8 protein-coding genes are annotated in these 11,857 nt (G+C 69.8%); 4 read left to right on the forward strand and 4 right to left on the reverse strand.

What is annotated here, in order from left to right; translation table 11 throughout:
- Positions 1 to 153: 153 nt before the first annotated feature.
- Together FB475_RS28080 and FB475_RS28085 are read left to right on the forward strand one after the other, a co-directional pair.
- Entirely contained in the window at positions 154 to 5,652 is a 5,499-nt protein-coding gene (locus tag FB475_RS28080; RefSeq protein ID WP_141859987.1) for an ATP-binding protein, read from the forward strand.
- Positions 5,653 to 5,673: 21 nt separating this feature from the next.
- Positions 5,674 to 7,794: a transglycosylase domain-containing protein gene (locus tag FB475_RS28085; RefSeq protein WP_141859989.1), complete on the forward strand. Its 2,121-nt coding sequence runs from the start codon at positions 5,674 to 5,676 to the stop codon at positions 7,792 to 7,794.
- 3 nt (positions 7,795 to 7,797) lie between these two features.
- Here FB475_RS28085 and FB475_RS28090 read toward each other — a convergent pair whose 3' ends face one another.
- Together FB475_RS28090 and FB475_RS28095 are read right to left on the reverse strand one after the other, a co-directional pair.
- The gene (locus FB475_RS28090; protein WP_141859991.1) at positions 7,798 to 8,133 is read right to left on the reverse strand and encodes a hypothetical protein; all 336 of its coding nucleotides are present in this window, start codon (positions 8,131 to 8,133) and stop codon (positions 7,798 to 7,800) included.
- Positions 8,134 to 8,202: 69 nt separating this feature from the next.
- Positions 8,203 to 8,682 (reverse strand): winged helix-turn-helix transcriptional regulator, encoded by a 480-nt coding sequence (locus tag FB475_RS28095; RefSeq protein ID WP_141859993.1) that lies wholly within the window; start codon positions 8,680 to 8,682, stop codon positions 8,203 to 8,205.
- Positions 8,683 to 8,765: 83 nt separating this feature from the next.
- Between FB475_RS28095 and FB475_RS28100 the strand changes: the two genes are divergently transcribed.
- Positions 8,766 to 9,728 (forward strand): helix-turn-helix domain-containing protein, encoded by a 963-nt coding sequence (locus FB475_RS28100; protein WP_141859995.1) that lies wholly within the window; start codon positions 8,766 to 8,768, stop codon positions 9,726 to 9,728.
- Positions 9,729 to 9,884: 156 nt separating this feature from the next.
- Positions 9,885 to 10,697 carry an alpha/beta fold hydrolase gene (locus tag FB475_RS28105; RefSeq protein ID WP_141859997.1) on the forward strand — a complete coding sequence of 271 codons (813 nt, stop codon included), beginning with the start codon at positions 9,885 to 9,887 and terminating at the stop codon, positions 10,695 to 10,697.
- Between the two features lie 87 nt (positions 10,698 to 10,784).
- Here the strand turns inward: FB475_RS28105 and infA are convergent, their stop codons facing one another.
- On the reverse strand, positions 10,785 to 11,009 hold the full coding sequence (gene infA, locus FB475_RS28110; protein WP_141859999.1) for a translation initiation factor IF-1: 225 nt from the start codon (positions 11,007 to 11,009) through the stop codon (positions 10,785 to 10,787).
- A 2-nt stretch (positions 11,010 to 11,011) separates the two neighbouring features.
- Positions 11,012 to 11,794 (reverse strand): GNAT family N-acetyltransferase, encoded by a 783-nt coding sequence (locus FB475_RS28115; RefSeq protein WP_141860000.1) that lies wholly within the window; start codon positions 11,792 to 11,794, stop codon positions 11,012 to 11,014.
- Positions 11,795 to 11,857: the final 63 nt, after the last annotated feature.

The raw sequence follows: 11,857 nt of genomic DNA on the forward strand, positions 1-11,857 counted from the left end.
TCATGCCATAGCAGGGCCGGAAACACGCCTGAAGAGGGGGCCGACTCGACGGTAACGGCCATCGACTGAAAACCTGTGCCAGCGACACCTGTCTCCTGCGATCCAGGGGAGAGGTCTGTCCGCGAAGCTCAGGGTGAGACACGGAGGCGGTCGATGTTCAAGCGTATCGCAATAGTGAACCGGGGAGAAGCCGCGATGCGGCTGATCAACGCGGTCCGGGAAGTCAACGCAGAAGGCGGTGACCCGATCGAGACCGTGGCCTTGTTCACCGACGGCGAGCGCACCGCCACGTTCGTGCGGGCCGCGGACATCACGTACCCGCTCGGCCCGGCCTCGGCGCGGCCGTACCTGGACCTGGCGGTGCTGGAGCGCGCGCTGCTGGAGACCGGAGCGGACGCCGCCTGGGTCGGCTGGGGCTTCGTCGCCGAGGACCCGGCGTTCGCGGAGCTCTGCGACCGGATCGGCGTCACCTTCATCGGCCCGTCGGCCGAGGCGATGCGCAAGCTCGGCGACAAGATCGGCTCCAAGCTGATCGCCGAGGAGGTCGGCGTACCGGTCGCACCGTGGAGCCGGGGCGCGGTCGAGTCGCTCGACGCGGCGCTCGAGGCGGCGGAGCGGATCGGGTACCCGTTGATGCTCAAGGCAACGGCCGGCGGCGGTGGCCGCGGCATCCGGGTGGTCCGGTCGGCGGAGGAGCTGTCCGACGCGTACGCGCGGACCAGCGAGGAAGCGGCCCGCGCGTTCGGCAGCGGCATCGTCTTCCTGGAGCGGCTCGTCACCGGCGCCCGGCACGTCGAGGTCCAGGTGATCGCGGACGGCCAGGGGACCGCGTGGGCACTCGGCGTCCGGGACTGCTCGGTCCAGCGCCGCAACCAGAAGGTGATCGAGGAGTCGGCCTCGCCGCTGCTGTCGGCGTCCCAGGTCGATGACCTGAAGGCGTCGGCCGAGCGGCTCGCGATCGCGGTCGGGTACCGCGGCGCGGCCACGGTCGAGTTCCTGTACCACCCGGGGGAGAAGTCGTTCGCGTTCCTCGAGGTGAACACCCGGCTCCAGGTCGAGCACCCGATCACCGAGCTGACCACCGGGTTCGACCTGGTCAAGGCCCAGTTGCACGTCGCGAACGGCGGCCGGCTGGAGGGCACCAGGCCGACCGAGAGCGGCCACGCGGTCGAGGCCCGGCTGAACGCCGAGGACCCGGACCGCGACTTCGCGCCATCGCCGGGACGGATCGTCGTCCTGGACCTGCCGGCCGGGCCCGGGATCCGGGTCGACACCGGCGTGAGCGCCGGCGACAGCATCCCGGCCGACTTCGACTCGATGATCGCGAAGATCATCGGGTACGGCCGCACCCGCGAGGAGGCGCTGGCGCGGCTGCGGCGCGCGATGCAGGCGACCACCGTGCTGATCGAGGGCGGCGCGACCAACAAGAGCTTCATCCTCGAACTGCTCGACCAGCCCGAGGTGATCGACGCCCATGCGGACACCGGCTGGATCGACCGGGTCCGCGGTGAGGGCCGGCTGATCTCGCACCGGCACTCCGGGATCGCGCTGGTCGCGGCCGCGATCGAGGGCTACGAGGACGCCGAGCAGGTCGAGCGGACCCGGCTGTTCGAGACCGCGCACGGCGGCCGCCCGCAGGTGCAGCACGAGGTCGGTCGTGCGATCGACCTGAAGCTGCGCGGCGCGAGCTACCAGGTGACGGTCGCCCGGATCGGCCCCGAGCGGTTCCGGGTCGGTGTCGGGAACGGGCAGCTGAAGGTCGTCGACGCGGAACTCGAGCGGCTCGACGAGTACCGTAGCCGCCTGGTCGTCGGCGGGCAGCGGTTCCGCCTGGTGACCGCGACGCACGGTCCGGTGCACCTGGTCGAGGTCGACGGCGTCACCCACCGGGTCAGCCGCGACGAGGGCGGCGTACTGCGTTCGCCCGCGCCGGCGCTCGTCGTCGCGACGCCGGTGCCGGCCGGCGCCGAGGTCGAGGCCGGTGCGCCGGTGCTCGTGCTCGAGTCGATGAAGATGGAGACGGTGCTGTACGCGCCGTTCAAGGCGACCGTGAAGGAGCTGCAGGTCTCCACCGGCAGCCAGGTGGAGACCGGGGCGCCGCTGCTGCGGCTGGAGCCTGTTGCCGATGAGAGCGCGGAGATCGCCGCTCCGGTGCAGAACGGCGTAGAGCTCGATCTGCCGAACGGCTCCGGGGAGAAGTCGGCGGCCGAGCGGGTGGAGCGCGGTCTGGACGACCTGCGGAGCATGCTGCTCGGGTTCGACATCGACCCGCAGGACGAGGGCGGCATGCTCGCGGACTACCTGACCGCGCGGTCGGAGCTGGCGCATCAGCAGTCCGGGCCGCCGGTCGCGCCCGAGATCGAGCTGCTGAGCGTGTTCGCAGACTTCGCCGAGCTGAGCCGGAACCGACCGGCCGGTGCGGACACCAGCATCGAGAACCGGGTGCACAGCCCGCGCGAGTACTTCTACACGTACCTGCAGAGCCTCGACCCGGACCGCGGCGGCCTGCCGGCCGAGTTCCAGGCGCGGTTGACCCGGGTGCTCAGCCACTACGGCGTGACCGGGCTCGAGCGGAGCCCGGAGCTGGAGGAGGCGGTCTTCCGGATCTTCCTCGCGCAGCAGCGGTCGACTCCCGACGTACTGATCGTGACGTCCGTGCTGCAGCGGTGGATCGCCGAGCCGCTGCCCTCCGACGAGTCGGTACACGACCTGCTGGACCGGCTCGTGCTCGCCACCCAGCTGCGGTTCCCGGTCGTCGGGGACCTGGCCCGGAGCGTGCGGTTCCGGTGGTTCGACCAGCCGCAGGTGGACGCGGAGCGGGCGTCGGTCATCGCGGGCGTCAGCGACGAGGTCGCCGACCTGGCCGCGCACCCGGACGCGCCGGACCGGCAGCAGCGCATCGACGCGCTGGCCGCGATCCCGGAGCCGATCGTCCGGTTCCTCGCCCAGCGGCTGGAGCGCGGCTGGGGCGAGCGCGAGCCGATGCTCGAGGTGCTCGTCCGCCGGCACTACCGCGAGTACGAACTGCACGACCTGCGCGAGTTCGCCGTCGACGGGCGGCCGTTCGCGACCGCCGACTACACGATCGACGACCGCCCGAGCCACCTCGTCACCACGGTCGGTACGGTCACCGAGCTGGCCGATCCGCAGAGTGGTCTGTCGCGGGCACTGACCGATCGGATCGACCTCCGGACGGCCGGTCACGAGGCGGTCGTCGAGCTGTACCTGTACGGCCCGGACCTGCCCGAATCGCAGCAGGACGCTGCCGACCTGTACCGGCGGATGGTCGCCGACCTGCCGATCGCCCAGCGGGTACGGCGGATCTCGGTCGCCGTCGCCCCGGGCCAGGGCCGCCCGGTCTCGTACTTCACCTACCGCCCGGCCGGCGGGTCGATGATCGAGGACGACAACGTCCGCGGCGTCCACCCGATGGTCGGCCGCCGGCTGAACCTGTGGCGGCTCCGGGACTTCCGGATCACCCGCCTGGACGCGCCGGAGGACGTACTGCTCTACTACTGCGTCGCGCGGGACAACGACGCCGACCGGCGGCTGGTCGCACTGGCGCAGGTCCGCCAGTTCTCGGTCGCCCGCGACGAGGACGGCCAGGTCACGTCGCTGCCGCACGCCGAGCGGGCGATCGCGAACTGCCTGGAGGCGATCCGGCGGGCCCGGACCGCACGCGGCGCGGCGGGCGCGAAGCTCGACATGAACCACGTCTGGGTGCAGATCTGGCCGGTGGTCGACGTCCAGGTCGACGAGGTGACCGCGCTGCAGCGCAACATCGCCCCGATGACCGCCGGCGCCGGGATCGAGGAGGTCCTGGTGCAGGGTGACGTGGTCGCTCCGGACGGTTCGATCAACCCGGTCGCGGCCCGGTTCTACTACCAGCACGGTGCCGGGGTGGTGACGTCGATCGAGCAGCCGCCGACCGGCCGGTTGCTGCCGCTGGACGACTACGCGCAGAAGGTGCAGCGGTCCCGGCGGCGCAACACCATCTACCCGTACGAGGTCAGCGGGATGGTGGCCGGCCAGGGCGGGTCGTTCGTCGAGCACGACCTGGACGACGCCGGCAACCTGGTCCCGGTGGACCGGCCGAAGGGCCTGAACAAGGCCGGCATCATCGTCGGCATCGTCAGCACGCCGACCGAGCGGTACCCCGAGGGCGTCACCCGGGTCGCGATGAGCGGCGACCCGACGATGGCGCTCGGCGCGGTGGCCGAGGCGGAGTGCTCGCGGATCATCGCCGCGCTCGACCTGGCCGAGCGGCTGCGGATCCCGGTCGAGTGGTACTCGCTGTCCGCCGGCGCCCGGATCTCGATGGACTCCGGCACCGAGAACATGGACTGGGTCGCGAAGGCACTGAAGCGGATCGTCGAGTTCACCCAGGCCGGCGGCGAGATCAACGTCGTGGTCGCGGGCATCAACGTCGGCGCGCAGCCGTACTGGAACGCCGAGGCGACGATGCTGATGCACACCAAGGGCATCCTGGTGATGACCCCGGACAGCGCGATGGTGCTGACCGGCAAGCAGACGCTGGACTTCTCCGGCAGCGTGTCGGCCGAGGACAACTTCGGCATCGGCGGGTACGACCGGGTGATGGGCCCGAACGGCCAGGCGCAGTACTGGGCCGCGGACCTGAAGGGCGCGCGCGACGTCCTGATGACGCACTACGACCACACGTACGTCGCGCCGGGGGAGCGTGGGCCGCGAAGGGCGCCGACGTCCGACCCGCTGGATCGCGACGTCTCGCCGTACCCGCACGACGTGGCCGGGAGCGACTTCAAGACGATCGGCGAGATCTTCTCGGCCGCGACCAACCCCGACCGCAAGAAGGCGTTCGACATCCGCACGCTGATGCGCGCGGTCACCGACCAGGACCACCCGATGCTCGAGCGCTGGGCCGGGATGGCCGACGCCGACACCGCGGTCGTGGTGGACGCGCGGCTCGGCGGCTTCGGTGTCTGCCTGGTCGGGATCGAGTCCCGCTCGGTACCGCGCCGGGGCTTCCCGCCCACCGACGGCCCGGACACCTACACCGCGGGCACGCTGTTCCCGCGGTCGTCGAAGAAGGTCGCGCGAGCGATCAACTCGGCCAGCGGGAACCGGCCGCTGGTGGTGCTGGCGAACCTGTCCGGGTTCGACGGCTCGCCGGACTCGATGCGGAACCTGCAGCTCGAGTACGGCGCGGAGATCGGCCGCGCGATGGTGAACTTCCAGGGGCCGATCGTGTTCTGTGTCGTCTCCCGCTACCACGGCGGCGCGTTCGTGGTGTTCTCGAAGTCGCTGAACCCGTCGATGACCGTGCTCGCGGTGGAAGGATCGTTCGCCTCGGTGCTCGGCGGCGCGCCGGCCGCGGCGGTCGTGTTCGCGGGAGAGGTCGACGCGCGGACGGCAGCCGACCCGCGGGTCGCGGCACTGGCCGAACGGGTCGGTGAGGCGACAGGCGCCGAGCGGGCGGCACTCGCAACGGAGCTGGCCGAGGTACGAACCGTCGTACGGGCAGAGAAACTGGGCGAGGTGGCGACCGAGTTCGACCGGGTGCACAGTATCGAGCGAGCGCGTGACGTCGGGTCGGTCGACGAGGTGATCAAGGCCGCCGAACTGCGACCGAAGTTGATCGAGGCAATCAATTCCGGGGTACCCGGAGTGTGATCGGTCGACTAACCTGGAGTAATGCGTGCCGGCAGGGGCGGTCGCAACTGGGCTCGGTCGTTGATCATGTTCATCGGCGTGAGCGCGCTTTCGGGTGCGCTCGCGGCCGGACTGGCGGTCCCGTTCGCGGGTTTCGTCGGACAGGGGACCGCGCAGGTCGCGGCGACCGTGGAGAGCCTGCCCAAAGAGTTCGAGAGCGATCCACTCGCCGTTCGTAGCCGGATCCTGGCCGCGGACGGCACCCTGCTCGCGACGCTGTACGAGCAGAACCGGGTACCGGTACCGCTGAGCTCGGTCGCGCCGATCATGCGCAAGGCGATCGTCGCGATCGAGGACTCCCGGTTCTACGACCACGGCGCGCTCGACCTGAAGGGCACGCTGCGCGCGATGGTGCGCAACCAGACCGGCGGCGAGGTGCAGCAGGGCGGGTCGAGCATCACCCAGCAGTACGTGAAGATGAGCCTGGTCGAGAAGGCGAAGACCGCGGCCGAGCGGAAGAAGGCGACCGAGGTCTCGTACGAGCGCAAGCTCACCGAGCTGCGGTACGCGATCGCGGTCGAGAGCGAGTTCTCCAAGGACGAGATCCTCGAGCGGTACCTCAATCTGGCGAACTTCGGCGCCGGGACGTACGGCGTCCAGGCCGCCGCGCAGCACTACTTCCGGACCACGGCCGCCAAGCTCACGCTGCCGCAGGCCGCGCTGCTGGCCGGCATCGTGAAGAACCCGACCGGGTACAACCCGGGCAACAACGCGGTCCGCGCCCGGGCCCGCCGGGACGTGGTGATCAAGCGGATGCTCGAGCTCGGCGTGATCACCGTCGGCCAGGCGAACCACGCGTTGCGTACGCCCATTGACCTCTCGCAGGTCGAGCCGGTACCGAACGGCTGCGCGAACTCGCGGTACCCGTTCTACTGCGACTACGTGGTGTCCAAGCTGCTGCAGAACCCGGCCCTCGGGGCCACCGTGAAGGATCGCGACCACTACCTGAAGACCGGCGGGCTGCTGATCCGGACCTCGATCGACCCGCGGATCCAGGCCGCCGCGCAGGCCTCGATCGACAAACACAGCAAGCTCACCGACTCGGCGGTCGCCGCGATCACGGTCGTCGAGCCGGGGACCGGCCTGGTCAAGGCGATGGTGCAGAGCAAGCCCTACGGCAACGGGCGCAACCACACGAACTACAACCTCAACGTCGAGAAGTCGTACGCCGGCGGGTGGGGCGGGTTCCAGAACGGCTCCACGATGAAGGCCTTCACGATCGCGGCCGCGCTGTCCAAGGGCATCCCGATGGACTACCGGATCAACTCGCCGGAGCAGATCGACCTGCGGAACACGAAGTTCCGGACCTGTACGGGCTGGACCCGGGACCCGACCTACCAGCCGCACAACTCCACGCACAGCGGTGACCTGACCATGGTCGAGGCGGCCCGGTTCTCCACCAACACCTATTTCCTTCAGTTGTCGCAGCGGACCGGACTGTGCCCGATCGCGAAGATCGCCGCCAAGCTGGGGATGTACAACGGCCAGACCGGCGAGCCGCTCGAACAGGTGGCGTCGATGACGCTGGGCGTCGGGTACGTGACGCCGCTGATGCTGTCGAATGCGTACGCGACCTTCGCGGCCCGCGGGAAGTACTGCAAGCCGCTCGTCGTCACGTCGGTGCGGGACAAGGCCGGGCGGCCGGTGCCCGGGCCAGGCCTCGACTGCCGGCAGGCCATCCCGCGACAGGTCGCGGACGGCGTGAACCGGGTGCTGAGCCAGGTGATGATGCCTGGCGGTACGGGCGGTCACCTGCGCTTCGGCACCCGCGACATGGCCGGCAAGACCGGGACGATCCAGCAGAACCTGGCTGTCTGGTTCTCCGGTTACACGCCGAACCTGGCGGCCGCCGCGGTGGTCGCCGACGCGAGTCTGCCGTACCGGAACCTGATGGGACAGACCCTGAACGGCGACCACATCCACGACCCGACCGGCTCCGGTACCGCCGGCCCGCTCTGGGAGACCGCGATGCAAGGCGCACTGCGTGGCCTGCCGGTCGAGCGCTTCGTCACCCCGCCGAAGAAGCTGATCGGCGACCCGAACGCCGTCGGGGACACCAGCAAGAAGGACTCGAAGAACCCGAAACCGAAACCGCACGGTTAGGACCTAGAGCGGACGGAGGTCCTTGCCGGACACCCAGGAGAGCTCGCCGTCCTTGCTCCGGAACCGGCCGAGCCACTCGCCGTTGTGCCGGATCCAGACGTCGAGCTCGCCCGTGGTCCAGGTCGCCCGCTGCACCTGCTGGGCCGGATCGACGTGCCGCACGGCGTCCGCGGCACGCGGGCCGTGGGCGTCGTACTGCACGTCCAGATCCGAGGCGAGTTCGCGGGCCCGCGCCTCGTCGTCGATCCCTGTTGCACGCCACCCGTTGACCGCACCGTCCCAGACGCCGAACCTGTTGGATCCGTCGTCGGACGGCCGAACCGTGAACCGACCAAGCATGTTTTCAGATTACCGCTTCATCGAACACATGTTCTAGTCTTGATCGAGACGCAGGATGTGTGAGATGGATCAGGGAATGGTGATCAGCCCCGGGCCCGGTTCGATCGCGACGTCCTCCGGATCGACATCGTGACCCGCCTCGCAACGGATGCGGACTCCGACAGTTGCGCCGCAGTCGCGGTGAGTTGCCCGCAGGGCCGGGCCCGTCTCGCCGGTCTCCCACTTCGAGCCCCATTCCAGCAGGGCGTGCACAACGGGCTGGAAGTCCATGCCCTTGTCGGTCAGCTGGTACTCATACCGGGTCCGTTGGCCGGGCTCCTGGTAGGGCACCCGCTCCAGCAGTCCGGCGGCGGTCAGTTCCTTGAGCCGGGCCGCCGCCGCGGGCTCACCGATCCCGACCCGGCGGACGAAGTCCTCGAACCGACGGGTGCCGAAGATCGCCTCCCGGAGGATCAGGATCGCCGACCGGGTGCCGACGACGTCGAGCGAGGCGGCGACCGCGCAGTTGGCCATCGACCAGGTCTCCCGCCGGCTGAGCAGATCTGTCATGTCACAAGTGTAGGGCTGACTTGCGCGGATGAAAGTCTGCTACGCTGACTTAGTCAGACAGAAGTCAGCTGAAGGTGGGCGGAATGACGGACATTCTCGATACGCGGACCGTGCCTGCCGCCGACCGTGCCGAGGTGGTGCGGGAGACAGTCGCCGCCTCGAAGGTCCGGGTCGAGATCGACTTCCCCGCCGAGGCCGGCCCCGCGGCCACGTACGGCGCCTTCACTCAGCTCGGACAGCTCCTGGTGTGTTCGATCCGCTCGAACGCGCTCACCGCGGAGCGGACCCCGGCCCTGGCCCGGGACGAGCTCGAGCCGAGCATCTTCCTCGGTCTCCAGTTGGCCGGTACCAGCCTGATTGTCCAGGGTGGCCGGGAAGCGGTCCTCAAGCCACGCGACCTGGTCGTGTACGAGTCGACCGAGCCGTACACGCTGGTCGACGCCGACGGCATCCGCCAGCACTTCTTCCGGATCCCGATCGCTGCCGTGGGCCTGCCGCGCGACGCGATCAGACAGGTCTGCGCCACCACGCTCAGCCCCGGGCATCCGATCGCCGACCTGGTCGCCGCCTATCTGTACCGGCTGGCAAGCCGCCCGGACCTCTACACCCACCCGGACGCGGGCGCGGTGAGCCGGCCGACTGTCGGCCTGGTCCGTGCGCTGATCACGACCCACCTGGATGCCACCGCGCTGGGGAAGGAACCGCTGCACGCGACACTGCGGTTCCGGATCCTCGAGTATGTCCGCGCCCGGCTGGGCGATCCCGGGCTGAACGCCGGCCAGATCGCCGCCGAGCACCACATCTCGGTGCGGCACCTCTACAACGTCCTCGCCGCGGGCGGGATCTCGCTCGGTGACTGGATCCGCGATCAGCGGCTGGAGGGCTCCCGCGAAGACCTCACCCGGCCGGAGTTGCGGTCGTTGACGATAGCAACGGTCGCCCGGCGCTGGGGATTCACCGATCCCTCCAGCTTCGGCCGCGTCTTCCGTGCCGCCTATGGGCTCTCGCCGCGCGAGTGGCGAGCCCTGGCGCACCGAGATCGGTAGCGGACACCGGTGGACCATCCGTGCACAGGAATCTGCACGGTGTGCAGGATGAAGCGCGCAACGGCATGAGCGGCGGGCCTCGACCCTAGCGTCGGCGCTGAACCCCCGCCCGGGCGAGCTCGCCGAGCGGACAACGAACCCTGCAAAGGACATGCCATGCGTACCCCGAAGAAATCACTGCCTGCGGCCGTCGCGGCTCTCACTGCCGGCGTGCTCGCGCTGGGAGTCGGTACCGCCCGCACCAGCAGCGCGCAGACCACACAGAACGACATCTCGGCCAAACCGACGATCGTGCTGGTGCACGGCGCGTGGGCCGACGGCTCGAGCTGGTCTGCCGTCACCTCGAAGCTGCAGAGCGCCGGGTACACCGTCGACGTCGAGGCAAACCCTTTGCGCGGCCTGGCAACCGACGCGGAGTACCTGCGTGATCTGCTGGCGACCATCAGCGGCCCGGTCGTCCTGGTCGGCCATTCGTACGGCGGCATGGTGACCACGAGCGCCGCCACCGGCAACCCCAACGTCAAGGCCCTCGTCTACGTGGATGCCTTCATCCCCGACCAGGGCGACAGCATCGGCTCGCTCGCCGCCGCACAGCCCGGTTCCGAGCTGGACCCGAACAGCTCGATCACGACGGTGCCGATCCGCGACGCCGCCGGAGACGTCGTCAACGCCGACGTCTACATCAAGCCGAATCAGTTCGCGAGCCTCTTCGCCGGTGGTATCCCTGCCAAGCAGGCCGCCGTCCTGGCCGCCACTCAGCGGCCACTGACCGCCAGCACGCTCAATGAGACCCTCGACGGTGTTCCGGCGTGGAAGACCATCCCGTCCTGGGACGTCATCGGTACGGCGGACAAGGTGCTGCCGGCGGCGGCGCAGCAGACCATGGCGCAGCGAGCCGGCGCGCACGTCACCAAGGTCGATGCGCCGCACCTGTCGATGATCTCCGACCCGGACGCGGTGACCGCGTGATCGTCGACGCCGCGCATGCCACCCGCTGATTTCCAACGGGCCTGACGGCCTGCTGGACCTCTTCGGCGAGGTCCAGCAGGTCCTTTGTCAGTTGCGGTAGCGGAAGATGATCCGGCCGCGGTCCAGGTCGTAGGGGCTGAGTTCGACCAGGACACGGTCCTCGGGGAGGATCTTGATGTAGTTCTTCCGGATCTTGCCGCTGATGTGCGCGAGCACCCGGTGGCCGTTGCTGAGTTCGACCCGGAAGTTGGCGTTCCGGAGGCACTCGACCACGGTGCCGTCCATCTCGATACCACCTGCTTTCCTGGGCATGGTCAGGCCCTCCCGGTGGTGAGCTCGAGACTCCGACCGATCCGTCCACCGTGTGCTTCGAACAGGGCCATCGCCGCGGTGTTGGTCTCGTCGATCTCCGCGGTGGCCGCGTCCTTGCCGGCGCGGCGCAGTTCGTCGAGCGCATGGCCGAGCAGCGCCCGGCCGGCACCTTGCCGTCGTTCGGCTGCCAGGACCGCCAGCAGCCCGATCCGCGGCCGCCGGGTTCGGGTTGCGACCCGGATCAGGCCGACGTACCTGCCGTCCCGGACCGCGACCGTGTAGGCCGACGGGTCGAGCGGGCGTGTCCCGCCCTGCCAGGGCAGCACCTCGGCGGGCATCGTGTGCCAGCCGGGACCGGCCTCGATCTCGGCACGGATGGCGTGGTCCAACTCACGCAGCGGCGCCTCGGCCACCTGGTCGCCGCTCGCGATGAGGAGGCCGGGCGGTGCCGGTGCCCGGTTGGGTCCGGTCGGCACGACGTACTCGGACTCGCGGCGCCAGACTGTGAGCCCGGCGCGTTCCCAGTTCGCGAGGAGTTCGTGGTCGGTCTCGTCGACCACGGTGTACAGCGGGTCGGGCTGATTGGCCAGCATCACCGCGGCGAGCTGGTCGAAGACCGCGTCCTGCCAGGTGTCGATGCTGAGGAAGGTCCGGCCGTCGAGTCGTCGCGACGCGTAGCCGCGGCCGACGGTCAGATCGTTCCGGATCGCGTGCCACTGGTTGCCGGCGACCTGCGAGATCGTCACGCGGTGGCGGTGGCGCCGCTGGAGAGGCAAAGGGTTCATAGGTGTTTCCTTTCGGGAGTCACGGCGCTCCCGACGACACCTACGTCAATCGCCCGCCCGTGA

The organism is Kribbella jejuensis (assembly GCF_006715085.1).
Taxonomy (GTDB): Bacteria; Actinomycetota; Actinomycetes; order Propionibacteriales; family Kribbellaceae; genus Kribbella; species Kribbella jejuensis.

Excerpts from the sequence above, each read along its gene's own strand:
- FB475_RS28080 (WP_141859987.1), top strand. The coding sequence starts at position 154 with ATGTTCAAGCGTATCGCAATAGTGAACCGGGGAGAAGCCGCGATGCGG.
- FB475_RS28085 (WP_141859989.1), top strand. The coding sequence starts at position 5,674 with ATGCGTGCCGGCAGGGGCGGTCGCAACTGGGCTCGGTCGTTGATCATG.
- FB475_RS28095 (WP_141859993.1), bottom strand. The coding sequence starts at position 8,682 with ATGACAGATCTGCTCAGCCGGCGGGAGACCTGGTCGATGGCCAACTGC.
- infA (WP_141859999.1), bottom strand. The coding sequence starts at position 11,009 with ATGCCCAGGAAAGCAGGTGGTATCGAGATGGACGGCACCGTGGTCGAG.
- FB475_RS28115 (WP_141860000.1), bottom strand. The coding sequence starts at position 11,794 with ATGAACCCTTTGCCTCTCCAGCGGCGCCACCGCCACCGCGTGACGATC.
- FB475_RS28090 (WP_141859991.1), bottom strand. The coding sequence starts at position 8,133 with ATGCTTGGTCGGTTCACGGTTCGGCCGTCCGACGACGGATCCAACAGG.
- FB475_RS28105 (WP_141859997.1), top strand. The coding sequence starts at position 9,885 with ATGCGTACCCCGAAGAAATCACTGCCTGCGGCCGTCGCGGCTCTCACT.
- FB475_RS28100 (WP_141859995.1), top strand. The coding sequence starts at position 8,766 with ATGACGGACATTCTCGATACGCGGACCGTGCCTGCCGCCGACCGTGCC.